General features: G+C 68.8%; 22 protein-coding genes and 3 pseudogenes. 11 read left to right on the top strand and 14 right to left on the bottom strand.

Annotation, left to right across the window (positions count from 1 at the left end; translation table 11 throughout):
• Window positions 1-88 precede the first annotated feature (88 nt).
• From ychF to ACTWQN_RS37235, 3 genes and pseudogenes are all read left to right on the top strand, one after another.
• Window positions 89-1,168, top strand: coding sequence for a redox-regulated ATPase YchF (gene ychF, locus ACTWQN_RS37245; protein ID WP_443208379.1), 1,080 nt, complete (start codon window positions 89-91; stop codon window positions 1,166-1,168).
• Window positions 1,169-1,865: 697 nt separating this feature from the next.
• Window positions 1,866-2,505 (top strand): annotated as a pseudogene (locus ACTWQN_RS37240) (transposase); the annotation flags it as partial.
• Window positions 2,502-2,996, top strand: a pseudogene (locus ACTWQN_RS37235) (ATP-binding protein); the annotation flags it as partial. The pseudogenes ACTWQN_RS37240 and ACTWQN_RS37235, both read left to right, overlap by 4 nt.
• 49 nt (window positions 2,997-3,045) lie before the next feature.
• Here ACTWQN_RS37235 and hemE read toward each other — a convergent pair.
• The 4 genes and pseudogenes from hemE to ACTWQN_RS37215 form a co-directional block, all read right to left on the bottom strand.
• Window positions 3,046-4,161 (bottom strand): uroporphyrinogen decarboxylase, encoded by a 1,116-nt coding sequence (gene hemE / locus ACTWQN_RS37230; protein WP_443208378.1) that lies wholly within the window; start codon window positions 4,159-4,161, stop codon window positions 3,046-3,048.
• A 493-nt stretch (window positions 4,162-4,654) separates the two neighbouring features.
• On the bottom strand, window positions 4,655-4,882 hold the full coding sequence (locus ACTWQN_RS37225) for a hypothetical protein (RefSeq protein WP_443208382.1): 228 nt from the start codon (window positions 4,880-4,882) through the stop codon (window positions 4,655-4,657).
• A gap of 53 nt (window positions 4,883-4,935) precedes the next feature.
• Window positions 4,936-5,211: pseudogene (locus ACTWQN_RS37220) on the bottom strand (Uma2 family endonuclease); the annotation flags it as partial.
• A 106-nt stretch (window positions 5,212-5,317) separates the two neighbouring features.
• Window positions 5,318-5,668 carry a MerR family transcriptional regulator gene (locus ACTWQN_RS37215; protein ID WP_443208381.1) on the bottom strand — a complete coding sequence of 117 codons (351 nt, stop codon included), beginning with the start codon at window positions 5,666-5,668 and terminating at the stop codon, window positions 5,318-5,320.
• 59 nt (window positions 5,669-5,727) lie between these two features.
• Here ACTWQN_RS37215 and ACTWQN_RS37210 point away from each other — a divergent pair, with 59 nt between their 5' ends.
• Both ACTWQN_RS37210 and ACTWQN_RS37205 read left to right on the top strand, forming a co-directional pair.
• Window positions 5,728-6,912 (top strand): MFS transporter, encoded by a 1,185-nt coding sequence (locus tag ACTWQN_RS37210; RefSeq protein ID WP_443208377.1) that lies wholly within the window; start codon window positions 5,728-5,730, stop codon window positions 6,910-6,912.
• Complete coding sequence (locus ACTWQN_RS37205; protein WP_443208376.1) at window positions 6,896-7,036, top strand: hypothetical protein; 141 nt, start codon at window positions 6,896-6,898, stop codon at window positions 7,034-7,036. Before ACTWQN_RS37210 ends, ACTWQN_RS37205 begins: the two co-directional genes overlap by 17 nt.
• A 48-nt stretch (window positions 7,037-7,084) precedes the next feature.
• On the opposite strand, the gene ACTWQN_RS37200 is transcribed toward ACTWQN_RS37205, so the two are convergent.
• On the bottom strand, window positions 7,085-8,335 hold the full coding sequence (locus tag ACTWQN_RS37200) for an 8-amino-7-oxononanoate synthase (RefSeq protein WP_443208375.1): 1,251 nt from the start codon (window positions 8,333-8,335) through the stop codon (window positions 7,085-7,087).
• Window positions 8,336-8,491: 156 nt separating this feature from the next.
• Here ACTWQN_RS37200 and ACTWQN_RS37195 point away from each other — a divergent pair, with 156 nt between their 5' ends.
• Together ACTWQN_RS37195 and bioD are read left to right on the top strand one after the other, a co-directional pair.
• A complete protein-coding gene (locus tag ACTWQN_RS37195; protein WP_443208374.1) occupies window positions 8,492-9,736 on the top strand; it encodes an adenosylmethionine--8-amino-7-oxononanoate transaminase in 1,245 nt (414 codons plus the stop codon).
• Window positions 9,736-10,446 (top strand): dethiobiotin synthase, encoded by a 711-nt coding sequence (gene bioD / locus ACTWQN_RS37190; protein WP_443208373.1) that lies wholly within the window; start codon window positions 9,736-9,738, stop codon window positions 10,444-10,446. Before ACTWQN_RS37195 ends, bioD begins: the two co-directional genes overlap by 1 nt.
• 12 nt (window positions 10,447-10,458) lie before the next feature.
• Here bioD and ACTWQN_RS37185 read toward each other — a convergent pair whose 3' ends face one another.
• From ACTWQN_RS37185 to ACTWQN_RS37155, 7 genes are all read right to left on the bottom strand, one after another.
• Complete coding sequence (locus tag ACTWQN_RS37185) at window positions 10,459-10,755, bottom strand: 4a-hydroxytetrahydrobiopterin dehydratase (RefSeq protein WP_443208372.1); 297 nt, start codon at window positions 10,753-10,755, stop codon at window positions 10,459-10,461.
• A gap of 85 nt (window positions 10,756-10,840) precedes the next feature.
• Window positions 10,841-11,254: a GNAT family N-acetyltransferase gene (locus tag ACTWQN_RS37180; RefSeq protein WP_443208371.1), complete on the bottom strand. Its 414-nt coding sequence runs from the start codon at window positions 11,252-11,254 to the stop codon at window positions 10,841-10,843.
• Window positions 11,255-11,351: 97 nt separating this feature from the next.
• Window positions 11,352-12,470 (bottom strand): serine hydrolase domain-containing protein, encoded by a 1,119-nt coding sequence (locus tag ACTWQN_RS37175; protein WP_443208370.1) that lies wholly within the window; start codon window positions 12,468-12,470, stop codon window positions 11,352-11,354.
• Window positions 12,470-14,236 (bottom strand): ABC transporter ATP-binding protein, encoded by a 1,767-nt coding sequence (locus ACTWQN_RS37170; RefSeq protein ID WP_443208369.1) that lies wholly within the window; start codon window positions 14,234-14,236, stop codon window positions 12,470-12,472. Before ACTWQN_RS37170 ends, ACTWQN_RS37175 begins: the two co-directional genes overlap by 1 nt.
• 166 nt (window positions 14,237-14,402) lie before the next feature.
• Window positions 14,403-15,305, bottom strand: coding sequence for an ABC transporter permease (locus tag ACTWQN_RS37165; protein WP_443208368.1), 903 nt, complete (start codon window positions 15,303-15,305; stop codon window positions 14,403-14,405).
• Window positions 15,302-16,255 carry an ABC transporter permease gene (locus tag ACTWQN_RS37160; RefSeq protein ID WP_443208367.1) on the bottom strand — a complete coding sequence of 318 codons (954 nt, stop codon included), beginning with the start codon at window positions 16,253-16,255 and terminating at the stop codon, window positions 15,302-15,304. The genes ACTWQN_RS37165 and ACTWQN_RS37160 overlap by 4 nt, the downstream gene beginning before the upstream one ends.
• Before the next feature lie 13 nt (window positions 16,256-16,268).
• Complete coding sequence (locus tag ACTWQN_RS37155) at window positions 16,269-17,858, bottom strand: ABC transporter substrate-binding protein (protein ID WP_443208366.1); 1,590 nt, start codon at window positions 17,856-17,858, stop codon at window positions 16,269-16,271.
• A 601-nt stretch (window positions 17,859-18,459) separates the two neighbouring features.
• Between ACTWQN_RS37155 and ACTWQN_RS37150 the strand changes: the two genes are divergently transcribed.
• The 3 genes from ACTWQN_RS37150 (at window position 18,460) to ACTWQN_RS37140 (ending at window position 21,439) form a co-directional block, all read left to right on the top strand.
• The gene (locus ACTWQN_RS37150; RefSeq protein ID WP_443208365.1) at window positions 18,460-19,146 is read left to right on the top strand and encodes a response regulator transcription factor; all 687 of its coding nucleotides are present in this window, start codon (window positions 18,460-18,462) and stop codon (window positions 19,144-19,146) included.
• Window positions 19,143-20,507: a sensor histidine kinase gene (locus tag ACTWQN_RS37145; RefSeq protein WP_443208364.1), complete on the top strand. Its 1,365-nt coding sequence runs from the start codon at window positions 19,143-19,145 to the stop codon at window positions 20,505-20,507. The genes ACTWQN_RS37150 and ACTWQN_RS37145 overlap by 4 nt, the downstream gene beginning before the upstream one ends.
• A gap of 77 nt (window positions 20,508-20,584) precedes the next feature.
• Entirely contained in the window at window positions 20,585-21,439 is an 855-nt protein-coding gene (locus ACTWQN_RS37140) for an NUDIX domain-containing protein (protein WP_443208363.1), read from the top strand.
• Window positions 21,440-21,464: 25 nt separating this feature from the next.
• Here the strand turns inward: ACTWQN_RS37140 and ACTWQN_RS37135 are convergent, their stop codons facing one another.
• The gene (locus ACTWQN_RS37135; protein WP_443208362.1) at window positions 21,465-22,070 is read right to left on the bottom strand and encodes a Uma2 family endonuclease; all 606 of its coding nucleotides are present in this window, start codon (window positions 22,068-22,070) and stop codon (window positions 21,465-21,467) included.
• 190 nt (window positions 22,071-22,260) lie between these two features.
• Window positions 22,261-23,226, bottom strand: a complete 966-nt coding sequence (gene trpS, locus ACTWQN_RS37130) for a tryptophan--tRNA ligase (protein WP_443208361.1) — start codon at window positions 23,224-23,226, stop codon at window positions 22,261-22,263.
• A gap of 207 nt (window positions 23,227-23,433) precedes the next feature.
• On the opposite strand from trpS, the gene ACTWQN_RS37125 reads away from it, so the two are divergent.
• On the top strand, window positions 23,434-23,745 hold the full coding sequence (locus tag ACTWQN_RS37125; RefSeq protein ID WP_443208360.1) for a YciI family protein: 312 nt from the start codon (window positions 23,434-23,436) through the stop codon (window positions 23,743-23,745).
• Window positions 23,746-23,774: the final 29 nt, after the last annotated feature.

Raw genomic sequence — 23,774 nt, 5'->3', positions numbered from 1 at the left:
GGTCGTGAGCGGTGCAGGTCGAGTAGCGAGCGCCACCGCTCACGACCGGGGCCGATAGCGGTGCGGGCGAGCACCTAGACTTCGGGGCGTGAGTCTCACCCTCGGAATCGTCGGGCTGCCCAACGTCGGCAAGTCCACCCTGTTCAATGCGCTGACCAGCAACGACGCTCTCGCGGCGAACTACCCGTTCGCCACCATCGAGCCGAACGTGGGCGTGGTGCCATTGCCGGACGAGCGGCTGGACAAACTCGCCGAGGTCTTCAACTCGGCGAAGACGGCGCCCGCCACGGTGTCGTTCGTCGACATCGCAGGCCTGGTCAAGGGCGCTTCCGAGGGCCAGGGGCTGGGCAACAAGTTCCTCGCCAACATCCGCGAGGCGGACGCGATCTGCCAGGTCATCCGGGTCTTCGACGATCCCGATGTGGTGCACGTCGACGGCCGGGTGGACCCGGGCAGCGACATCGAGACGATCAACACCGAGCTGATCCTGGCCGATCTGCAGACCCTGGAGAAGGCGCTGCCCCGGCTGGAGAAGGAAGCCCGCACCCACAAGGACAAGCGCCCGGCCCTGGAGATCGCGCAGCAGGCCAAGGAAATCCTCGACTCCGGCCAGACCCTGTTCGCCGCGGGCCTCGGCAAGGACACCCCGGACCTGCGCGAACTCAGCCTGCTGACCACCAAGCCGTTCCTGTACGTGTTCAACGCCGACGAAGGTGTGCTGGCCGACGAGGCCAAGCAGAAGGAACTGCGCGAGCTGGTCGCGCCCGGTGACGCGGTGTTCCTGGACGCCAAGGTCGAGGCGGAGCTCATGGAACTGGACGAGGAGTCGCAGCGCGAACTCCTGGAGTCGATCGGTCAGCTGGAGCCGGGCCTGCACGCGCTGGCCCGCGCGGGCTTCCACACCCTGGGGCTGCAGACCTACCTGACGGCCGGGCCGAAGGAGGCGCGCGCCTGGACGATCCGCCAGGGCTGGACCGCGCCGCAGGCCGCCGGGGTGATTCACACCGACTTCGAACGCGGCTTCATCAAGGCCGAAATCGTCTCCTTCGACGACCTGATCGCGGCCGGTTCGATGGCCGAAGCCAAGGCAGCGGGCAAGGTCCGGATGGAAGGCAAGGACTACGTCATGGCCGACGGCGACGTGGTCGAATTCCGCTTCAACGTCTGATCAGGGGCGTTTTCGCAGGTAGTCAGCTTGGCCCGGGTTGCCGATCGTCAGCCATTCGTCAGCCGGTCTGTAATCGTCATCAGCGACGCCCGGTCAAGCCCCCGGTCTACGAAAGCACGAAGGGCCAGGCTCGGGGCCTCCCGCTGAGTGGAAGTCCCCGGGCCTGGCCCGACCTGTGCCTGCCGACGGTCAGACCGGCGACCCCACGGGGGCGGCAGCCGCTTCCGAGGAGCTGCTGGCCGATCGGTTGCGGGTGTTGGGTCCCGACCATCCGCCACAACCTCGCCCACTGGACGAAGCGACAAACAGACGATGCCTCCTAACCGAGAGTTAGAAGCGCTTCGCCGCCGCATAACACTGGCCGTCGAGCACAGCCGCCTGAGTGACGGCCACGCAGTTGCCGCCCCGGACTTCGTGTCATCGCACTCCCATGCCGGCGAGCGTGTGAGGTGGGAGCAGGGGAAAAGTTGCCAACTTATTGCCAACAATTACCCTCAAATGTCGGCAAACGGCGGCAGGTAACGCGAAATCCGCTTTCTGTGTTCGTGCAGGTATCCAAAGTGGCTTTGTCAGTCGTAGTTGGCCCAGGGTTGTCGCTCTGATCTGGCCCAACTTGGGCGTGCCGGGGTGGCTTTGTCGCTCTGACTTGGCCCAGGGATGAACTGGCCTCGTTCGTGTTTCGAGCGAGGAGGGGCTGTTGAGGTCGAGAGTGGAAGAGTTCGCGGAGATCCGTCGTATCGCGCGCGTGGAGGGGTTGTCGATCAACGCCTTGGCGAAGCGATTCGGTGTGCATCGCCGCACGGTGCGGCAGGCCTTGGCGTCGGCCGAGCCGCTGGCGCGGAAGACTCCCGAGCGGGCCGCACCGAAGCTGGAGACGGTGCGCGATCTGATCGACGGGATGCTGCGGCAGGACATCGACGCACCGAGGAAGCAACGACAGGCTGCGACTCGGATCTGGCGGCGGCTGTTGGACGAGCACGGTGCCGAGGTGGACTATCCGACGGTGCGGAACTACGTGCGGGCACGAGGGCGGCCCGGCGTTGAAGAAGGCGATGGTGCCGCAATCCCACCTGCCGGGTGCGGAGGCGGAGGTGGACTTCGGCGAGTTCTATGTGCTCTTGAAGGGCGTGAAAACGAAGTGCTACCTGTTCGACTACCGGCTTTCAGCCTCGGGCCGCTCGGTGCACCGGGTCTATTCGACGCAGGCGCAGGAGGCGTTCTTGGAGGGCCACATCGACGCGTTCGAAGAGCTCGGCGGCATCCCCACGATGCAGATCAAGTACGACAACCTCTCGGCCGCAGTGCGCGCGGTGGTCTACGGCGGGCAGCGGCAGCGTGGATCCACACCCTGGCCACCGGGGACTGGATCAGAAGAGGCGAGCCGTTGTGCCTGATCGGAGACTCGGGCACCGGCAAGTCGCACCTTCTCATCGGGTTGGGCACCGCGGCGGCTGAGAAGGGCTACCGGGTGAAATACACCCTCGCGACCCGTCTGGTCAACGAACTGGTGGAAGCCGCCGATGAGATGCAGCTGAACCGCACCATCGCCCGCTACGGCCGAGTCGACCTTCTCCTCATCGACGAGCTGGGCTACATGGAGCTCGACCGCAGAGGCGCCGAGATGCTCTTCCAGGTTCTCACCGAGAGGGAGGAAAAGGCGTCCAACGCGATTGGTTCTAACGAGAGCTTCTCCGGCTGGACGAAAACCTTCACCGACCCGCGCCTATGCGCGGCAATCGTCGACCGGCTCACCTTCCACGGCACCATCATCGAAACCGGCATCGACTCCTACCGGCTCGCCCACACCGAACAGGAAGCCCCAGGCTAGGCCGCAGGTAGGCGGAGCACACGAGCCGGCGCCGACGCGTTCAGGCTCTCTACTGCGTCAAAGCTGCGGACCAGGACCGTACCTGCTGGGCGAGAGCGGCCACATGCTCGGAGGGTGTGGTCTTGACGATTCCGTGTCCGAGATTGAACACGAACGGGCCACCACTAAGCGCGTTCAGGATGCGGTCTGTTTCCGCGTGGAGTGCAGGCCCGCCCGCGACCAGGAGCTGGGGGTCGAGGTTGCCCTGCACGCACCGGCCGAGCTCGTGCTGCACCTTCTGCGCGGCCCACTCCACAGGTACTGTCGAGTCGAGCCCGACGCAGTCCACGCCGGTCGCCTCGGCGAAGCCGTTGTAGGCAAGCCCCGCGCCGCGCGGAAAGGCGATGATGGGAACACTCGGATGCTTCGCCTTCAGCGCCGCGACGATGGCGGCAACCGGCGTGACGCACCAACGCTGGAATAGCGGGTCGGGGAGTATTCCGGCCCAGCTCTCGAAGAGTTGGATCGCTTCGGCACCCGCCTGAATCTGACGGTCCAAGAACTCGATGATGGCCGCCGTGAGCAGGTCGATCAGGGGTTGGAACCCCTCCGGATCGCGCAGCGCCCACTGCTTGACGATGGAGTGCTCTGAGCCGCCGCCGCGCCCTTCGACCATGTAAGTCGCGACTGTCCACGGCGCACCGGCATAGCCGATCAACGTGACCTCGTCAGGCAATGCGCGAGTGAGTTGTCTGACGGTCTCGTAGATCGGGGCCAGTTCTTCGTGCAAGCGGGACGCGCTCAAGAACTCGGTGATGTCCGAAGTCGAACGGATCGGGGGCGTGAGGACGGGGCCGTCACCGACCCGGTACTCCAAGGTCTGCCCCAACGCCGCCGCGATCTGGGGAAGATCCGCGAACAGGATCGCGGCGTCGAGCGTGAAGCGGCGGAGCGGTTGCAAGGTGACCTCGACCGCATGCTCGGGCGAATTGCACAGCCCCACCATCCCGCCCGCAGCCTCGCGGACGTCGTGGTACTCCGGCAGATAGCGTCCGGCCTGCCGCATGAGCCAGATCGGTGGTCGCTCGGTGCGCTCGCCCGCAAGCGCACGCAACAGCAGCTTCTTCGGCCGCGCCTCACCCGCCACGTGATCGACGTCCGACTCTTCCCGCATATCGACGCCCACGCTCCTCCGTCCTGCCCAGATACGCGAGCCCCAACCAGCCCGATCAGCACACGCACCCCTACAAGTGAAGGTGCGCTACCAGCCTACCTACGCCCACCACCTAGAACGGTCAGAGCACGGTCGACAGACCGGTGATCGACAACACAGCGACGTGACGCACACCGCCACCGTCACGACCACGCCAGCCCCAGCCGTTGGGCCAGTTCAGAGCGACAAACTGGGCCACAACAGCTTGACAAAATCACAAAGGTGTTGGCAGACAACGGCAAACGTCGATGATCATGGAAACTAGATCCGCGGGTTCTGGGTTCGATCCCCAAGCGACCCGCTGTTCCTACTGATCAGTGCCCTGCAGGTTGATCAGAGCATGATCACCCGGGCACGGGCGGTTGCGGGTTCTGGGGCGCGGATTGGCGGGTTCGGTTCGTTCCGGATTGCCTGACGGCTTCTCCGGACGCCTGCGTAGCTCTTGATCGCGCGTGCGTGGAAGGCCTCAGCGGCGCTTCGGTGTCAGTTTTTCCAGGTCGATGGTGATTTCGTAGGGCACCGGGCGCTGCAAGGTGCTGTGGAAGATTCCTGCCGGTGCGTAGACCCTGGTCGGTTCGTCCAGTTCGTAGACGTGCACGACCGCAGTCGTGCCTTCTTCTTCGACGTACCAGTAGTGGCGGATGCCCGCGTCGGCGTACTTGCGGAGCTTGACCGTCCGGTCGCGGTGTGCCACTCGGGTGAGACGACCTCGATGACCAGCAGCACGTCGGCTGGCTCGTACCAGGTGCGGTCCGGGTCGAACGGGGCAGTGGTGACCAGGAGATCCGGCTCCGGGCGATTGCGTTCGTCGAGTCGAATCGTCATCTCCCGCTCGACCTCGATCCCATCGGGCGCTTGGCGCGAGAGTTCGACGGTGAGTCCGGTGACGAGTCGGCCATGCCAGGACCGCTGCGGCGTCGTCGTGAAGACGAGGGCTCCGTCGATCAGTTCGGTATGACGAGGTGCCTCTGGGAAGCGGTCCAGATCCTCCGCGAGCCAGCCTTCAGCGCGCGGCGGGCGCATCCAGTCGGGCAGCGTGGTCATGGGGCAACGGTAGCGATTCGTGCGATTGAGGCCACGAGTGACGCAGAAGGGGTGCGGATTGGGCGGCGAGTACCTGGTGGGACGCCTACCGCTGGGTGGCGGTGAGGTACGTGGCGAGGGCTGTTCGGGTTTGTTGGAGGCAGGCCAGGCGGTCGTCGATGGCCGCTAGTTGGGTTCTGAGGGTGGCCAGCAGGTCCGAGCAGGGTTCGAGGACCGGCAGTTCGCCCCTCGCGCAGGGCAGGACCGTGCGGATCGTTTCCGTGTTCAGGCCCGCCGCCAGCAGGTTTCGGATCTGCGCGACGACCGTGACCGCATCCTCGGAGTAGTAGCGGTAGCCGCTCGGGGCGCGTTCGGAAGCCAGCAGGCCCTGTTGCTCGTAGTAGCGCAGCAGCCGCTGGCTGACCCCGGTCCGGTGGGACAGCTCGCCGATCTTCATGAGATCCGGCTCACGCCTCGTTGACTCTGACATCACTGTCAGACTCTAGCTTCGGCAGCATGCGAAGTCAGCAGCGGTACTGGTCGTTGGTGGCATTGATGGCCTGCGTGTTCGCCATCGGAACCGCGGAGTACGCGGTGATCGGGGTGCTGCCCGATATCGCGATCGACCTGCGGGTGTCGGTCGGCATGACCGGTCTGCTCGTCACCGGTTACGCGCTGACGGTTGCGCTGGCCGGGCCCGTGGTCACTGCGGTGACCACGCGCATGCCTCGAAAAGCCCTGCTGATCGGCCTGATTGCGGTATTCGCCGCGGGCAATGCGTTGGCTGCGGTCGCTGGGTCCTTCGGGTTGCTGATGATCGCTCGGGTGCTCGCGGCGTTGGTGCACTCCACCTTCTTCGCGGTCGGTCTCGTGCAGGCCGTGTCCTTGGTGGCCGAGGAGCGTCGTGGTTGGGCGATCGCGGTGGTCAGCGCCGGGCTGAACCTGGCGACCGTGTTCGGGGCGCCATTGGGCACGTTCATCGGGCATGAATTCGGTTGGCGCGTGACGTTCTGGTCGATCGCGGCGCTGAGCTTGGTCGCGACCGGCTTGGTCGCGGTCTCGGTGCCGACGGCGGCGGAGGTCGGAACCTCGTCGCTGCGAACCGAGATCAAATCCTTGGGCAGTCGTGCGGTGTTCGTGGTGGTCGCGGTCACGGTGCTCACCCAGATCGCGCTGTTCACGCCCTACACCTACATCACCACGATTCTCACCGACGTCTCCGGATTCGCGGCCGAGGCGGTGGCTTGGCTGCTGATGGCGTTCGGCGTCGGCGGGCTGGTCGGGAATCTGGTGGGTGGTCGGCTGGCCGATGTCGCGCCGTGGGGTTCGGTGCGCGGACTGCTCGCCGGAATGGCCGTTGTGCTCGGCGTGTTCGGGCTCGCTGCGGAGAGTCGAATCGCTGCTGGGGTAGGTGTTTTCGTGCTCGGAGTGGTTAGTTGCGCGCTCATTCCGGCGTTGCAGTCCCGCGCCTTCGCGGCGGCTGCGGGCGCGCCGACGTTGACCGTTGCGGTGAACACCTCGGCGTTCAACCTCGGCAACGCGGGAGGAGCGTGGATCGGTGGGCGGGTGTTGGACGGCGGTGGGTCGCCGCATTGGCTCATCTGGATCGGAATTGCCGCTGCGCTGATCGCTTTGTCAACCACTGCTGTTCGCCGCACGACCGTTGAGGTGAAAGGAAAAATCGATGTCGCTGTCCTTTGAGATGCGCGGTTCTGGTCCTGGCCTGCTGCTGGCTCACGGCGCGGGCGGGTCGGTCATGGCCAACTTCCCCTTCCTAGAGAACGCAGGCCCGTGGCTGGCCGCCATCCAGGACTTCCTGCCGTGAGCGCCGAGCGGATCCAGCACCGTTCGGGTGAGGGGTGAAGGGCACCTTTCACCAACTATGCCGGTAAAAGGTGCCCTTCACCTGGAAAAGTTCGCCCGTTGTGGTGGGACCTGCGTTACGCGTGTGCGTGGGTTGGTTTGGATCGGGTGGGGTCCGTGGTTCTGGTGTGGGATTTGTGGGGCGGGATTTTGTGATTGTTTTGATGGCGTGGGTGATCTGGGGGTTGGTTAGGTCGGCTCGGGCTGTTAGGCGTAGGCGGGAGGCTGTGTCGGGTACTGATGGGGGGCGAAAGCAGCCGACGATGATGCCGTTCGCGCGGCATCTGGCCGCCCATTCCACCGCCTGGTCCGGTGAGTCCGCCGGGATCGCCAGTACCGCCGCACCCGGGTCGCTGACCGGGATGCCGGTTTCGGACAGTCCTTTGTGGAGCAGCCTCGCGACGTGCTGGACCCGGTCGGCCCGCTGCGGCTCGGCGCGGAGGACTTCGAGCGCCGCCAGGGCTGCCGCGGCGCACGCCGGAGCCAGTCCGGTGTCGAAGACGAACGTCCGCGCCGCCTGCGTCAGGTGGCGGATGACGCGGCGCGGCCCGAGGACGGCTCCACCCTGTGCGCCAAGGGATTTCGACAAGGTCACGGTCGCCACGACATCGGGTTCGCCGGGCAGGCCGGCCGCGCGCAACGCGCCTGCTCCGCCCGGTCCGATGACACCCAGCCCGTGGGCGTCGTCGACGAGCAGCCCGGCGTCGTGTTCTCGGCAGACCCGGTGCAGTTCGGGCAGCGGCGCGACGTCGCCGTCCACCGAGAACACCGACTCCGTCACGACCAGCGCACGCTCGGAAAGCTGCGCTCGAACCGTCTCGGGGTTCGCGTGCGCGGCGATCGTGGTTCGGGCGCCCGACAGGCGGCAGCCGTCGATCAGCGAGGCGTGGTTGTGCTGGTCGGAGACGATTCGGGCGCTCGGCCCGGTTAGTGCGGTGATGGCCGCCAGGTTGGCGGTGTAGCCGGAGGAGAAGACCAGGGCGGCTTCGGCTCCGCAGAAATCGGCGAGCCGCTCCTCAAGCTCGCCGTGCAACGAGGTCGTGCCGGTGACCAGCCGAGATCCCGTCGAGCCCGCGCCCCAGCGGCGAGCCGCGGTCGCCGCCGCGTCGACGACCCGCGGATCGCGGGCCAGGCCGAGGTAGTCGTTGCTGGCCAGGTCGAGGCCGGGGTCATCGGGCCCACGGGGCCGGAGGGTGCGGGTCAGACCGGCGCGGTGCCGTTCTTCGATTCGCCGGTCGATCCAGTCGAAAGCCGAAGGCATGCGGCAACACTGACACGGGCGCTAGCCGCCGAGCACTGTCCGAAGTGCACAATTCAACCGCGCGGATGTTGTGCGTGCCGCAGGTGCGATGCGGTCACAGCCTTCGACATGATCCCAAGATGTCCTCGAATTCGTTGGAACGCATGGAAAATCGCGATGCTTGAGCGGCTGCTGGCGCTGGACCGCGAGCACGTGTGGCATCCCTACGGCCCGATGCCCGGCATGGACCGGCCGTTGTTGGTGGAGTCCGCGCGAGGCGTTCGGCTCAGCGTGGCCGGTGTCGGTGAGCTCGTCGACGGGATGTCGTCGTGGTGGGCGGCGATCCACGGCTACCGGCATCCGGTGCTCGACCAGGCGGTGCGCGAGCAGCTCGACCGGATGAGCCACGTGATGTTCGGCGGGCTGACCCACGAGCCCGCGATCCGGCTGGCCACCCGCCTCGCGGAGCTGACCTCGCTGCCGCACGTCTTCCTCGCCGACTCCGGCTCGGTGTCGGTGGAGGTCGCCATCAAGATGTGCCTGCAGTACTGGCGCTGCACCGGCCGTCCGGAGAAGCGTCGACTGCTCACCTGGCGCGGCGGTTACCACGGCGACACCTGGCATCCGATGTCGGTGTGCGACCCCGAGGGCGGCATGCACCACCTGTGGCACGGGGTGCTCGCCGAGCAGGTGTTCGCCGACGCGCCACCGGCCCAGCACGACGAGGACTACGCCGACCGGTTGGCCGCACTGCTGGCCCGGCATGCCGCGGAACTGGCCGCGGTGATCGTCGAGCCGGTGGTGCAGGGAGCCGGTGGGATGCGCTTCCACAGCCCTGGTTACCTGCGGAAACTGCGTGAACTCTGCGATGCGCACGGCGTGCTGCTGATCTTCGACGAGATCGCCACCGGGTTCGGGCGCACCGGTGAGCTGTTCGCCGCCGAGCACGCCGGAGTCCGCCCCGACGTGCTGTGCCTCGGCAAGGCGCTCACCGGCGGCTACCTGACGATGGCGGCCACGCTGTGCACCGAGCGGCTGGCCGCCGGGATCCCGGCGCTCGCGCACGGACCGACCTTCATGGGCAACCCGCTGGCCGCATCGGTCGCGAACGCGTCGCTGGACGTGCTGCTCGATCAGGACTGGCGGCGGGAGGTCAGGCGCATCGAGGCCGGGCTGCGCACCGGGCTCGAACCGGCGCTCGCGGTGCCCGGAGTCGTGGACGTGCGCGTGCTGGGAGCGATCGGCGTGGTGCAGCTCGATCGGCCGGTCGACCTGCCGAGCGCGACCGATGCGGTGGTTCGGCACGGCGTGTGGCTGCGGCCGTTCCGCGACCTGATCTACACCATGCCGCCGTTCATCACCGGCGACCGCGACCTCGCGCGGATCACCACCGCGATGATCGCCGCTGCTCAGGAGGGCTGATGTCGATCTTGTTCGTCACCGGCACCGGGACCGAGGTCGGCAAGACCATCGTCACCGCGGCCATCGCCGCGCTCGCCAGCAGCGTTGCGGTGCTCAAGGCCGCGCAGACCGGAGTCGCCGACGGGGAAGCCGGTGACGCCGCCACCATCGCGCGGCTCAGCGGTGCGGATGCGGTGGAGCTCGCGCGGTACCCGGAGCCGCTCGCGCCAGCGACAGCCGCGCGACGGGCCGGGGCGCTGCCGGTGCGGCCGGAGGACGTGGCGGCAGCTGCGGCGGGGCTGGCGGAGCGGCACGAACTGGTGCTGGTCGAGGGCGCGGGTGGTCTGCTCGTGCGCTACGACGACGCGGGTGGCACGCTCGCCGACGCCGCGATCGCGGCGTCCGCGCCGGTGCTCGTGGTGGTGCACGCCGGGCTCGGCACGCTGAACGTCGCCGCGCTGACCGCCGAAGCGCTGCGCGTCCGCGGCTTGCGCTGCGTTGGGGCGGTCATCGGCAGTTGGCCTGCCGCGCCGGATCTCGCGGCGCGCTGCAACGTCGCGGACCTGCCCGAAGTGATGGGTGCCCCGCTGCTCGGTGCGATGCCGGAGGGCGCCGGGACGCTGGCGCCCGAGGCGTTTCGATCGGTCGCGCGCCGGGCCCTGGCGCCCGAACTGGGCGGCACCTTCACCGTCGGATGCGAGCGGGAATCCCACCCAGCCACCGATGGGTGAGCGCCGTTGCACTCACGATCGCAGCTGCTCCACGACGTTGTCGATCTCCTGGGCCAGCGAGGTGTCGTTGGCCGTGATGCCGCCCTTGTAGTGCGTGGTGCAGTAGAACGTCACGGTGCGCCAGCGGATGTCGATGTCCGGGTGGTGGTTCTCGCTTTCGGCGATCTCGGCGATCCGGGTCACCGCCTGGATGGCCTGCGGGAAGCTGTCGAACTCGACGGTGCGAGCGAGCTTGGCGCCGTCCTGGTGCCACTCCGGCAGGTGCTGGAGCGCATCGGCGACCTGGGTGTCGGTGAGTAGTTCCGTCATACGGACATGGTGGAGCCTCCGCGAGCGGACATCCACCCGGCACTCCGTCGCGAGTGGATGTTCTGGTAAGAACCGGGATGTCCGCTCACGAATGGCGGGACGGGCGCTCCAGGAAGGTGCGGTCGGGTTCGGCGAAGCCGTAGGCGCGGTAGAGGCCGTGGGCGTCGTCGGTGTGCAGCATCCAGCGGAAGTTCCGGCCGGGGCCGTCCTCGATCATGCCCCGCACCAGGGCCTTGCCGACGCCGTGACCACGCGCCTGCGGGATGACGAAGACATCGGCCAGGTAAGCGTTGGCCACCCCGTCGGAGAAGGCCCGCGCGAAGCCGATCAGTCGGTCGTCGGCTTTCCGGTAGACGCCGACCACCCGCCAGGCGAGGTCGATCTGCCGTTCAACGTGCTCGCGTTGCCGCCAGCGACCCCAATATGCCTGCGTGGAAAGGAAATCCCACACCGCATCGCGATCCACCCGAGCCCGCGAGTCATCCACCTCGAAGTCCATGCGGCCAGGCTAGGACCGCGAACCGGCCGAGCGCGCCAGGCAGAGTGCCCGCGTTCCGCCGCCCGGATGAACGGCCTGTCAACCACCCCGCCGCACTTCACCCGGGGGACAGGCAGGCGTGCAGCGCCGTCAGCAGGCGGTGGGAGCGGTCGTCGAAGCCTTCGGTGCGCATCAGGCAGGGGCTGAAGGCGAACGCCACACCCAGCCGCGGCCAGCAGCCGAACAGCGAGCCACCCGCGCCGCTGTGCCCGAAACCGGTCGCCGCCGGGCCGTAGGTCGCCAGCGGGTCCTGCAGCTCGTAGCCCAGTCCGAACACCAGCGGTCGGCCGGTGCCGGGATCGGTGCCCCGGCTTTCCGCCCGCTGGATCCGGTCGAGCGTCCGCGCGCTGACCAGTTTTCCGCCCACCAGCGCCGAATACATCGCACCCATGCCGCGGGCGGACGCCATGGCGCCACCACCGGGCGTCCCGCTGCGCCACCAGGCCGGGGTGTTCCACGGCGAATCAGCGCCCAGCAGCGTGGGCGGATTGCCGTAGACCTTGTCGCGGTAGGCCAGTGCCGCCGGGGTGTTCAGCCGATTCGCCACCTGGTAGTCGGCGGCCCGCCAGCGCCGCCCGGTGCGGGACCACTCCGATTCCGGCAGCCCCAGCCAGAAGTCGGCCGGGATCCGCTCGGCGAGTTCGGCCCGCAGGTATTCGCCGATCTCCCGGCCGTCGACCCGCCTGATGAGCTCGGCGGCCAGCCAGCCGAAGGTCAGCGCGTGGTACGCGGTGGTCGTGCCGACCGGCCACAGTGGAGCTTGCGCGGCCAGCAGTGCGGCCATCGCCCGGTTGTCCGCCGACTCCTGCCTGGTGACCGGCCGCTGCGGATACGGCAATCCCGCCGAATGCGAAAGCAGTTGCCGGACCTCGATGTCCTGCTTGCCCGCCGCACCGAACTCCGGCCAGTACCGGACCACCGGCGCCTGCGGGTCGATCGAGCCGCTGTCGATCAGCAACGCGACGCCGGTGGCGACGATGCCCTTCGTGCCGGAGAACACCGGCATCGGGGTGTCGGTCGTCATCGGCGCGGTGCGCTCGGGATCGCGGTGCCCGTCCTGCAGGTCGACGATCTGCTCGCCGTCGCGGAAGGCGGTGAACGCGGCCCCCGCGTCATCGGCGGCGACGATCGCGGCGAACTCCTCGGCGACCCGCTCGAATCCCGCTGCGACCGACATCAGCTCCTCGCCTCCAGGTGGAAGTTGGGTGCGTCGGTCAACAACGACCTGGTGTACTCGTGCCGCGGCGCGGTGAACAGCTCCTCGGCCGGTGCCTGCTCGACGATCCGCCCGTCCCGCAGGATCGCCACCTGCTGCGCGATGTTGCGCACCAGGGCGATGTTGTGCGTGACGAACACCAGCGCCAGGCCCATCTTCTCCCGCAGATCCCGCAGCAGGTCGACGATCGCGGACTGCACCGAGACGTCCAGCGCCGAGGTGATCTCGTCGCAGATCAGCACCTCGGGCCGGGTGATGAGGGCGCGAGCGATCGCGACGCGCTGCCGCTCACCGCCGCTGAGCTGGTCCGGGTAGCGTTCGGCGATGTCCGCCCGCAGCGCGGCGAGTTCCAGCGCCTCGATCACCCGATCCGGCAAGGCCTTGCCGCCGGAATCCCCACCCAGCACCGAGATCGGCTGCGCCACCAGGTCGCGCACCCGGCGGCGCGGGTTCAGCGACTCGTACGGGTTCTGGAACACGTACTGGACGCCGCGGCGCTGCGCACGGGTCCGTTTCGTGCTGCTGGCGGCCAGTTCGGTGCCGTGCAGCAGCACCGAACCCTCGTGCTTCGGGTGCAGCCCGGCCAGGCAGCGCGACAGCGTCGTCTTGCCGCTGCCGGACTCGCCCAGCAGCGCCAGGCAGGAACCGGTGGAGACGGTGAGCGAAACATCTTGCAGCACAGCGGTATCGGTGTACCACGCGCGGATCTGGCGCACCTCCAGCACCGGTTCCGCTTCCGCCGCAACGGGTTCCGACGCCCGAGGATTGGCCACCAGTCGGCCGGAACGCGGATGGCGGCACCGGATTTCGTGACCTGCGGACACCTCCTGCACCACCGGGACGTCGGTGCGGCACTCGTCGGTCGCCGCGGCGCAGCGGGGTGCGAACGCGCAGCCCGCGGGTCGGTCCAGCGGGGACGGCGCCTGGCCGTCGATCGCCTGCATCGCCCGCTCGCCGTCGAGGTCCGGCACCGCGAGCACCAGGCCCGCCGTGTAGTGGTGGCGCGGTCCGCTCAGCACCTCGCTAGTGGGACCGGTCTCCACGATGCGCCCCGAGTACATCACCGCGATGCGATCCGCCAGTTCGGCGACCACCGCCATGTCGTGCGAGATGTACACGCCCGCCGTGCCGTGCCGCTCGCACATCTCGCGGATCGTGGTCAGGACCCTCTTCTGGGTGGTGACGTCCAGGCCGGTCGTCGGCTCGTCCAGCACCACCACTTCCGGTCGGCCCACGAACGCCATCGCGATCGCGATTCGCTGCTGCTGACCACCGGAGAGCTGGTGCGGGTAGCGGCGGAGGAACTCGTCGTCGTTCGGCAGCGCGACCTCGGTGAGCACCTGCTTGATCCGGTCCCGCGCGGCAGCCCCGGAGACCTCGTGCATCCCCTCGGCGAGCTGGGTGTACAGCTTCAGCGCCGGGTTGAGCGCGGAGCCCGGCGACTGCGGGATGTAGGCGACGCGGCGACCGCGCAGCGCGGCGGCCTGCTTGGGCGGCAGGCTGGTCAGGTCGGTGTCGCCGACCCGGATGCGGCCGTCGGCGATGCGGGTGCCGCGCTTGCAGTAGCGCAGCATCGCCAGGCCGAGCGTGGTCTTGCCGGAACCGGATTCGCCGATCAGCCCGAGGATCTCGCCCGGCGCCAGGGTGAACGACACGTCGGCGACGATTGCCGCCTCCGACGGCACACCCCGGATCTCCACCCCAGCGGCGTCCAAAGCAGCACTCATCATCGACACCCCGATCGGGTTTTGTTGAAGTCCGTGGTCGTTGTCCGTGGCGGTGCGGGCACGTTCGCGGCAGCGCGTCGCGGTCGCGTTCCCGTGGCTGGTGAAAGCGGCTTCGCCGCATGCCTGACGGCACCCTTCGCCTCTCGGGTGCGGTGGCGAGCGCACATCAGCTGGCCTTCTCGATGCCGCGGTCGACTCCGGCGACCGAGCGGGCCAGGCCGTCGGCCACCAGGTTGGTGCCGATGGTCAGCACCGCGATCGCGAGCACCGGCAACGCCACCGCCCACGGCTGCACCGTCAGCGCGATCCGGTTCTCGTTGATCATCAGGCCCCAGTCCGCGGTCGGCGGCTGCAAGCCCAGACCGAGGAAGCTCAGCCCGGCGACCAGCCCGATCGAGTAGTTCAACCGCAACCCGAGTTCGACCAGCACGGTCCCGGTCACGTTCGGCAGGATCTCGCCGAGCAGGATTCGAAGCCGGGACAGCCCGATCGCCTCGGCCGACTTGACGAAATCGCGTTCGGCGACCGATAGCGTCGCCGCCCGCACCACGCGCATCACCCGAGGCAGGTGGCTGCCACCCACCACCAGCACCAGCAACCACAGCTGCGGGCCGATCACGCTTACGAACAGCAGCGCCAGCACCACCTGCGGGAAGGCCAGCGCGACGTCGCCGAAGCGCATCAGCAGTTCGTCCAGCCAGCCGCGCCGGTACCCGGCGTACATGCCCAGCAGCGCGCCGAGCCCGACGCCCAGCAGCGTGGCCAGCACCGCCAGCACCAGCAGCGTCTGTCCACCGTGGAGGAACCGGGTGAGCACGTCGCGGCCCAGGTTGTCGGTGCCGAACCAGGAACTCGCGGTGGGGTTGGAGAACGGGGTGTCGACGAATTCGGTGGCACCGTGCGGCGCCAGCAGCGGTCCGACGACTGCGATCAGCACCACCAGGATCGTCAGCGCCAGGCCGATCCTGGAGCGCGGCAGCCGCAGCGCGGCCCGCCACACGCCAGCCGCGCGGGGTGCGGCGGTCGAGGGGGGCGCCGGGGGTTGCGTGGTCTGCGCAGTCGTGGTCATCGCGCAGCGGACCTCACCTTCGGATTGGCGGCCAGACTCACCACGTCGGCCAGCAGGTTCACGACGATGTACACGGCCGCGATGGCCATGGTCAGCGTCTGCACGACCGGCAGGTCGCGGTTGTTCACCGCGTCCACCAGCGCGAACCCGATGCCGGGGAAGCGGAACAGGAACTCGACGATGACCACACCACCGGCCAGCCAGGCCAGCTGCAGCGCGATCACCTGCGCCACCGGGCCGATCGCGTTCGGCAGCGCGTGCCGCAGGATCACGGTGCGCTCCGGCAGACCCTTCAGCCGCGCCTGCTGCACGTATTCGCTCTCCAGCACCTCGATCATGGTGGCGCGCATGATGCGGACGATGTACGGCGAGACCGCGAGCACCATCGTCAGCGTCGGCAGCACCAGCTGCGACGGATCGCTCCACACCGAACCCGAGCCGGTCATCACGTACACCGCGGGCAGCAGGTTGAGCATGCCGGTGGAGAAGATCAGCACCAGCACGATGCCGACCACGAACTCCGGCAGCGAAGCCAGCACCAGGCTGAGCACCGAGGTGGCGTGGTCGAAGGCCCTGTCGCGGCGCAGCGCGCTGTAGGTGCCGACCAGGATGGACAGCGGCACGCTGATCAACGTGGCGCACAGCATCAGCGCCAGCGAGTTGTTCAGCCGCGAACCGAGCAGCTGCGTCACCGGCATGCCGTTGGCGTAGGACGTCCCGAGGTCGAGCCGGAAGATGTTGCCCAACCACGAGAAGTACTGCACCCACATCGGCTCGTCGAGGTGCAGTTGCGCGCGCAGCGCGGCCAGCCGTTCCGGGGTGGCTTCGCGGCCCAGGATGGCTCGGGCGGCGTCGCCGGGCAGCGCCTGGGTGGCGAGGAAGACCACCACCGACACGGCCCACAGGATGAGCACCCCGAGCAGGATCCGCTTGACCAGCAACCGAGTCATTGGTGCACCGTCCTCACTGCGCCAGCCACGCGTGTCGGAAGCCGTAGGAGTTCAACGGAGCCCCGCTGCGGTCCGGGGCCAGCCCGACGACCCGGACGCTGTGCGCGTCGAGCTGGTTCGGGAAGCCCCAGATGATGTAGCCGCCGCTTTCCCACTCGATCTGCTGCGCCCGCGCGATGAGTTCCTTGCGGCGCGCCGGGTCGGTGGTCGCTCGCGCCTGGTACACCAGGTCGTTGAAATCCGGTTGGTTCCAGTGCGTTTCGTTGTAGGCGGCATCGGGCAGGCTGCCGGAACCCGCCTGCGCCAGGAAGTTCCGGGTGTACCAGTAGTCCTGCGCGAAGTCCCAGGACAGGTACATGTCGCCGTAGAACTCGCCGGAGTCCACCCGGCGGATGTTGACGGTGATCCCGGCGTCGGCGGCCTGCTGGGCGAACACCTGCGCGGCCTCCACCACACCGGCCGCCACCGGTGAGGTCACCAGCTCCACGGTCAGGTTCTCCTTGCCCGCCTCGCGAAGCAGCTGCCGAGCCTTCGCCACGTCGCGCCTGCGCTGCGGCAACGCCGAGTTGAACAGCGGATCCGCCGGCGCGTAGACGTCGTTGCCGATGGTGCCGTGCCCGCCGAGCACCTGTTTGATCATCTGCTCGCGGTCCACGACCAACCGGAACGCCTGCCGCACCCGCACGTCGTCGAAGGGCGGCCGGTCCACCCGCATGGTGAACGGCACCCACGAACCGGTCTGCGATTCCAGCAGTCGCAGGTTCGGGTCGGCGTCGAGCACCCGCAGCAGCCCCAGCGGTACCTGGTCGATCGCGTCCACCTGGCCGCCGAGCAGCGCGTTGATCCGGGCCGTGTCGTCCGGGAAGTCGATGATCAGGACCTCGTCCAGGTACGGTTCGCCGCTGCGCCAGTAGTTGCGGTTCTTGGTGAACAGGCTCTGCTGGCCGGGCTCGAAGGAGTCGAAGGCGAACGGGCCGCTGCCGACCGGCCGTTTCGGGTCGTAGTCGACCGGCACGATCCCGTTGGCGTACTCGGCGAACTGGTCGGGCAGCGCGATGTCCGGCCGGGTCAGGGTGAGCCGGACGGTGCGCGGATCGAGCGCCTGCATGGCGTTCAGGTCGAGCGAGCTCAGCCCGACGGCGCCGTTCTTCGGGTCCGCCGGATCGGCGATGCGGCGCAGGGTGTGGATCACGTCGTCGGCGCCGAGGGTTTTCCCGTTGTGGAACTCAACGCCGTCGCGCAGCCGGATGGTCCAGGTCAGCGCCTGCGGATCGGATTCAACGGACTCGGCCAGCGACGGTTCGACCTGGTAGTCGTCGTTGAACCGCAGCAGCGTGTCGTAGAGCTGGAAGATGCGGGCCTGGTCGGGGTGGGTGACCGTGGCGTGCGCGTCCAGGGTGTCCTTGCTGGAGCCGCCGACGATGCCGACCCGCAACCGCCCGCCGTACTGCGGCGGTCCGGACGGGATGGGCGCCTTGCGAACCGCGCCGCCCGCGCACCCGGTGACGACGGCACCCGCGCCCAGCGCACCGGCGCCGATCGCGACGTACCGGAGGAAGTCGCGGCGACTCCGGCCGGGGTTCGACTGCCCGCTGCTCGGCATCCGGCGGAACCTCCCGTGTCTTGCGGGGCACCAGCCCCGGCGGCTCGGTGAGCGCTGGTGACGTGGCCGCTCGGGCGGCCACGTTGGCGTCGCGGCAGCGCCCCGCTGGCATTGCGTTTTGACCTACGACTGATTGATCAGTCAATCGATCGCATCGACCCTTGCGGACGCGATCGGGGCTGTCAAGCCGCCATATGCTGCGGCGGACCTGTCGGAACCGTGCTGTTCGAGGTGGTTGAACACGGCGTTGTCTTGCTACTTTCGCAACGCTTGATCGGGTTCCACAACGGCGCTTGGCCATGGGTTTCGCCGGTCTCGGCGGCGTGCGGCGCGGCTACCGGCGGCGGTCGGAGCGGAATTTGTCGCACGCGCTTCGCCGGGCGTTATCCGTCCGCGGCATTGGCGAGGGAGATCACAGTTCGCCGGGAACCGGGTGTTACCGACGGCTTCCGGTCCACTTCGGATGGTGACCGGCCGATCCGGTCTTTCCGCGCATTTCCGGACCGCTCGGTTGCTGAGATCAACCTGAGAAAGGGCCGCGCAGCTGAGAACCGGCTGAGATTCGATGCCCGCGGGGTCGATGGCTCGGCATGCTTGGGCCATGGTGCCGCGGGTGTTGGTGGTCGACGACGAGCCGGGAGTTCGTGCCGCGCTGCGCCGCGGCCTGTCCGCCGAGGGCATGGAGGTGACCGTCGCGTCCGACGGCGCCGATGCGCTGCGCTTGGCCCTGACCGGTGCCTTCGACGTCGTGGTGCTGGACGTGATGCTGCCCGGTCTGTCCGGCTATCGGGTGCTGGAGCGGATGCGCGGCCAGGACGTGACCACTCCGGTGCTGTTGATCTCGGCGAAGAACGGCGAAGTCGACCAGGCCGACGGGCTGGATCTCGGTGCCGACGGCTACCTGGTCAAACCCTTCTCCTTCCTGGTGCTGGTCGCGCAGGTGCGCGCGCTGCTGCGGCGGCGCGACACCGCCGGTCGGCAGGTCTGCCTGCGGGTCGGCGAGCTGGAGATCGACCGGGACACCCGCGAGGCGCGGTGGGCGGGCGAGCCGATCGCGCTCTCACCCCGGGAGTACGGGTTGCTGGTCGCGCTGGCCAGCCATCCGGAGGCCGTGGTGCCCAAGGACGATCTGCTGCGCATGGTGTGGGGCGAGGAGCAGTTCGTCACCCGCAACGTCGTCGAGGTCTACGTCGGCTACCTGCGCCGCAAGCTCGCCGCGGTCGGTGCCGGGGAAGTGGTGCAGACGGTGCGCGGCCAGGGCTACCGGGTCTGCGCCGAACCGGCATGATCAGGAGCCTGCGCCGGTGGTGGCACCGCCGCACCATCCAGTTCCGGACCAGCGTGGTCGCCGCCGTCGTCGCGTTGATCGGTCTCGGCGTGATAGCGCACGCCAGCACCGGGATCGTCAGCTGGCTGCTGATCGAATCGGTCGACTCCGACCTGCAGCGCACCGCCACCGCCGTCGCGAGCCAGCTCGCCAGAGGTGCCGCACCGGCCGCGGTCGCCAACCCGGACGTCCGGGTGCTGGACAGTTCGGGAGCGCCGCTGGACGCGCTGCCCGAGCCGAGCCTGCACAGCTGGCAGATCGACGAGCTGCGATCCGGCGACGGCGTGCTCGACTTCGAACCGCCCGCCGAACTGCACCGGTGGCGCGGCGTCGTGGTGCCCGACCCGACCGGCCGACCGCTGCTCGTCGCCACCGGCGCGCGACTGGTCGGATTCACCGACACCGCGGGCAAAACCGGTCGGCTGCTGAGCACCGGGTCGGTGATCGCCGCCGCGCTCGTCGGGCTGGCCACCTGGTTGGTGGTGCGCCGATCGCTGCGCCCGGTGGAACGCATGCGGGTGGCCGCCGCCGGACTCCCCGAAGGCCACCGGTTGCCGGTGCCCGAGGCGGCCGACGAGATCCGCGCGCTCGCCGAGGAGCTCAACACGATGCTCGCCCGGCGCGACGCCGACACCGAACGGTTGCGGCGCTTCACCGGCGACGCCGCGCACGAGCTGCGCAACCCGGTCGCGTCGATCCGCGCCCAGGCCGAGGTCGCCGCCCTGCACCCGGATCCGGCGCTCGCGCACGAGACCCTGCAGGACATCGCGCACGAGGCCCAACGCCTGTCCGCCCTGGTGGAAAGCCTGCTCGCGTTGGCGCGAGCCGAGCGCAACACGGGCGCGCCGGGGGAGCCGGTCGATCTCGGTGCCGCGGTGCGAGCGGTCGCCGACCGGCTCGGCCTGCCCGACGGGCCACGGCTCGTGGTCGAGGTCCCGGCGCGGCCGGTACTGGTCCTGGCCGACCCGGCGGAGGTGTCGACGGTGCTGGACAACATCGTCGGCAACGCGTTGCGCTACACCCGGACCACCGTGCGGATCTCGGTTTTCGCTGATGGCATGGGTTCCTCCGGGTCAGACTGGGTGCGGTTGGTGGTGGACGACGACGGGCCGGGAATCCCGGTGGCACACCGCCAGCGGGTGTTCGACCGGTTCTACCGGGTCGAGCCGGATCGGGCGCGCAGCACCGGCGGCGCCGGACTCGGGCTCGCCTTGGCGGCCGAGGCGGTGCGCCGTCGAGGCGGGGCGGTCCGCGCCGCGGCGGCGCCTGGCGGCGGAGCCCGCGTCGAAGCGCGCTGGCCTCGGCACGGAGCCGGGGCATGAGCCGGGTCGGCCCGAGGGGAGCGCCAGCGCCGAGGCGGCGGCGGCCGGTCGGGCTGGATCGGGCAAGATGTGCCCACGTGTCGGTTTTGCGGAGCACGGGACTGATCGCGGCACCTTCGGCCACGGTGGGGGCCGCGCTGCGGCACACCCGGACCGCCGAGGTCGGACTCACCGCCCTCGGTGTCAGCGGCCACGCGGCGACCCGCCCGGCCGCGCTGCTGGTGCCCGGCGACGAGATCGTCTTCCACACCAGGATCGCCCGCCTTCCCGCTGAATTGACCACTCGAATCGTGCGCGCCGATGCCGAGGTGATGAGTTCCGTGCTGGTGTCCGGCCCGCTGCCGCAGCTGCGCCACGAGTCGGTGCTCGCCGAGGTCGGTCCCCGCACGCTGCTGACCGATTCGGTGCACTGGAAGACGCCGTTCGGCCCGCTGGGACGGCTCGCCGACATCACCGTCGTCCGCCGGTTCGTGCTGGACGTGCTGGCCGCGCGCATCGCCGGAGTCCGGGAACTCGCCGAATCCTGGGCGACCCGCCCGATCGTCGTCGGTACCGCGATCGTCCACAATGGACGACTGCTGGCGCAGCGACGCCGCTATCCGGCGCCGGACGCCGGAAGGTGGGAGCTGCCCGGTGGCCGGGTCGAGCCCGGCGAGGACGAACCGGCCGCGGTCGTCCGGGAATGCCAGGAGGAACTCGCCGTCGAGGTCCGCCCGACCGGCCGAGTCGGCACGGACGTGCCGCTGAGCAACGGAATGCTGCTGCGCATCCACACGGCCGAACTCGTTGACCCGGCAGCCACGCCGGAAGCGGTGGAACACCACGAAGTCCGCTGGGTGGCGGCCGACGAACTGGCCGGACTCAACTGGCTGGACGCAGACCGAGTCCTCGTCCACTCCCTCCGAAACCTGCTCAACGGGGACTACCTGTAGGACGGTGCCTAATTGCGGAGCCGAGCTACGGCTCCAGCAACTCGGCCGGATCGAACGAAAGCGAGAACGGCAGGTCGGTCTCGAAGATCTCGACCTCGGAACCCCTGGCCTGTGGTCGGTAACGCCCGTCGTCCAGTCGCAGCAGCTCGGCCTCGGCACGCTGGTTCGCGTAGGACACATCCAGCCGCATGAAATAGGGGATTCCGGCCTCAGCGCACATTGCAGGCTTGTCGACGCGGTCGTTGCGCTTGCTGGCGGGCGACACGCACTCGCCGACGAGCAGCACGTCCTCCGCGGGAATCCAGGTTCGGCCGCGACCGGACTTCGTAAGAACGGCGAAGTCCGGCTCGATCCACCGCTTCGGGCTGAGCTGGACGTTGACCGTCAGGTAGAAGTGGTACCCGCCTTTGACGGCTGCCGGTTCCAACAGCTTCCCCAGCGTCCACACCGCGAACATGTTGGCCGTTCCCTCACGCGGGCTCGTGATCAGCTTCCCGTCCAGGCACTCGTACTTGGCCGGGGGCATCCCCGGAATCGGCAGGTACCTGTCGGCGAGCTCGGGCGTCCACAGACCGTCCAGATCCACGAGCGGATCGAACGGCGCGTGCGGGTCGAACGCCGGTGCAGCCACGGCGGCACTCCTCTCGACCGAGAACGCGGAGTTGCTTTCCATCACAGTACCCATGAGTCCAGGTTGTCGGCACCGATCACGCGTTCGCCAGGTGATCCACTCGAACTAGTGAACGAATAAGCGGACATGGCGGGGTGAGGGGCACCTGTGACCAAGTAACTGGGTCACAGGTGCCCCTCACCTCGAAGAATCAGCGCAGGCCGGTCACCCGGAGGGCGGCTTGGATGCGTGGTTGGGCCCGTTCGCTCGCCCGCTTGGCGCCGTGGGCTCGGATGCGGTCCAGTTCGGCCGGGTCGGCGAGCAGCTCCCGGGCGCGGTCGCGGACCGGGCGCAGCGCTTCGATCACCGCCTCCGCCACGGCTTCCTTGAGCTCCGCGTAGCTGCTCGCGGTTTCCGTTGCGGTGTAAGGACTGGTGTCGTTGCAGGCGGCGATGATCTCCAGCAGGTTCGCCACCCCGGGGCGCCTGTCGGGGTCGTAGCGCACCTCGTCGAGGCCGTCGGTGACCGCCCGGCGGAACTTGCGGCGGATCACGTCGGGCTCGTCGAGCACGAACACCACACCAGGGGACTGCTGGTTGGACTTCTCCATCTTGCGGCTCGGGTCGGACAGGTCGCGCACCCGCGCCGCGGTCTTGGGCACCACGGCCTCCGGCACGACGAACACGTCGCCGTAGTTGGCGTTGAACCGGCGGGCCAGCGTGCGGGCCAGTTCCACGTGCTGGTCCTGGTCGCTGCCGACCGGCACCTGGGTGGCGCCCTGCAGCAGGATGTCGGCGGCCATCAGCACCGGGTAGGTCAGCACGCCGACCCGCACCGACTCCTGCCCAGCGCCCTTCTCCTTGAACTGCACCATCCGGGCGGCCTCGCCGTAGGAGCAGGTGCACTCCAGGATCCAGTTCAGCGTCCCCAGCTCACCGGCCAGGTCGGACTGCACGAACACCGAGTCCGGATCGATACCGGCCGCCAGCAGCACCGCGAACTGCTCCCTGGTGAGCGCGCGCAGTCGCTGCGGGCGGTGCGGGGAGGTCATGGCGTGCAGGTCGGAGACGAAGAACAGGTCCGCGGGTTCGCGCTCGGCGGCCCAGCGCCGCACGGCGCCGAGGTAGTTGCCGAGCTGGACGTGGCCAGATGGGGTGATTCCGGACAACCGTGTCATTGGTCTCTCCTGGTGTCTTGGTGGCTACCACCGGATCGACCTCGCACCGCTCGGCCGCCCGGACGAGCGGCCGATGATCTGCGTCTCAGTGCGCGATGCTGTCGGGCCGCCCCCAGGGGGCCCACCAGCTGGTCAACATTGCGCGCACGCCGCAATGTTACCGCTTGGTGATCGGCAGCGGTCAAGTCGAAGGGCTACCGTGAAAGAATGTTTGTAGTGCTGCTGCAATACACCGCGCCGGAATCGGATATCGATGCCCAACTGGTAGATCACTACGAATGGGTAACCCAGCATTACGACGCCGGCGACTTCATCGCCGCCGGACACCGCTACCCGCGCAGCGGCGGGGTGATCATCGCCCGAGCGATGTCCCGCGGCAGGCTGGACGCGATCCTCGCCACCGACCCGTTCGCGCTGCACAAACTGGTCCGCTACGAGGTCATCGAGTTCCAGGCGCGGCGGACGATCCCAGAGTTGGCGAAGTACGCCGACCCCTTGTCCGCGGCTGTGCGGAAGTAGCCCCGGACCAACCCCCGAACCACGGCAGG

It is taken from the genome of Saccharopolyspora antiqui (genome assembly GCF_052246905.1).
GTDB lineage: Bacteria > Actinomycetota > Actinomycetes > Mycobacteriales > Pseudonocardiaceae > Saccharopolyspora.
The sequence above is the reverse complement of the archived record's forward strand: the minus strand, read 5'-3'. Positions and strand labels throughout refer to the sequence as shown.

What these genes read in the sequence shown, in the direction of transcription:
- ACTWQN_RS37210 (WP_443208377.1), top strand. Translation starts at nt 5,728, where the DNA reads ATGCGAAGTCAGCAGCGGTACTGGTCGTTGGTGGCATTGATGGCCTGC.
- bioD (WP_443208373.1), top strand. Translation starts at nt 9,736, where the DNA reads ATGTCGATCTTGTTCGTCACCGGCACCGGGACCGAGGTCGGCAAGACC.
- ACTWQN_RS37200 (WP_443208375.1), bottom strand. Translation starts at nt 8,335, where the DNA reads ATGCCTTCGGCTTTCGACTGGATCGACCGGCGAATCGAAGAACGGCAC.
- ACTWQN_RS37150 (WP_443208365.1), top strand. Translation starts at nt 18,460, where the DNA reads ATGGTGCCGCGGGTGTTGGTGGTCGACGACGAGCCGGGAGTTCGTGCC.
- ACTWQN_RS37125 (WP_443208360.1), top strand. Translation starts at nt 23,434, where the DNA reads ATGTTTGTAGTGCTGCTGCAATACACCGCGCCGGAATCGGATATCGAT.
- ACTWQN_RS37185 (WP_443208372.1), bottom strand. Translation starts at nt 10,755, where the DNA reads ATGACGGAACTACTCACCGACACCCAGGTCGCCGATGCGCTCCAGCAC.
- ACTWQN_RS37145 (WP_443208364.1), top strand. Translation starts at nt 19,143, where the DNA reads ATGATCAGGAGCCTGCGCCGGTGGTGGCACCGCCGCACCATCCAGTTC.
- ACTWQN_RS37170 (WP_443208369.1), bottom strand. Translation starts at nt 14,236, where the DNA reads ATGAGTGCTGCTTTGGACGCCGCTGGGGTGGAGATCCGGGGTGTGCCG.
- ACTWQN_RS37215 (WP_443208381.1), bottom strand. Translation starts at nt 5,668, where the DNA reads ATGAAGATCGGCGAGCTGTCCCACCGGACCGGGGTCAGCCAGCGGCTG.
- ACTWQN_RS37175 (WP_443208370.1), bottom strand. Translation starts at nt 12,470, where the DNA reads ATGTCGGTCGCAGCGGGATTCGAGCGGGTCGCCGAGGAGTTCGCCGCG.
- ACTWQN_RS37160 (WP_443208367.1), bottom strand. Translation starts at nt 16,255, where the DNA reads ATGACTCGGTTGCTGGTCAAGCGGATCCTGCTCGGGGTGCTCATCCTG.
- trpS (WP_443208361.1), bottom strand. Translation starts at nt 23,226, where the DNA reads ATGACACGGTTGTCCGGAATCACCCCATCTGGCCACGTCCAGCTCGGC.
- ACTWQN_RS37180 (WP_443208371.1), bottom strand. Translation starts at nt 11,254, where the DNA reads ATGGACTTCGAGGTGGATGACTCGCGGGCTCGGGTGGATCGCGATGCG.
- ACTWQN_RS37155 (WP_443208366.1), bottom strand. Translation starts at nt 17,858, where the DNA reads ATGCCGAGCAGCGGGCAGTCGAACCCCGGCCGGAGTCGCCGCGACTTC.
- ACTWQN_RS37165 (WP_443208368.1), bottom strand. Translation starts at nt 15,305, where the DNA reads ATGACCACGACTGCGCAGACCACGCAACCCCCGGCGCCCCCCTCGACC.
- ACTWQN_RS37205 (WP_443208376.1), top strand. Translation starts at nt 6,896, where the DNA reads ATGTCGCTGTCCTTTGAGATGCGCGGTTCTGGTCCTGGCCTGCTGCTG.
- ACTWQN_RS37195 (WP_443208374.1), top strand. Translation starts at nt 8,492, where the DNA reads ATGCTTGAGCGGCTGCTGGCGCTGGACCGCGAGCACGTGTGGCATCCC.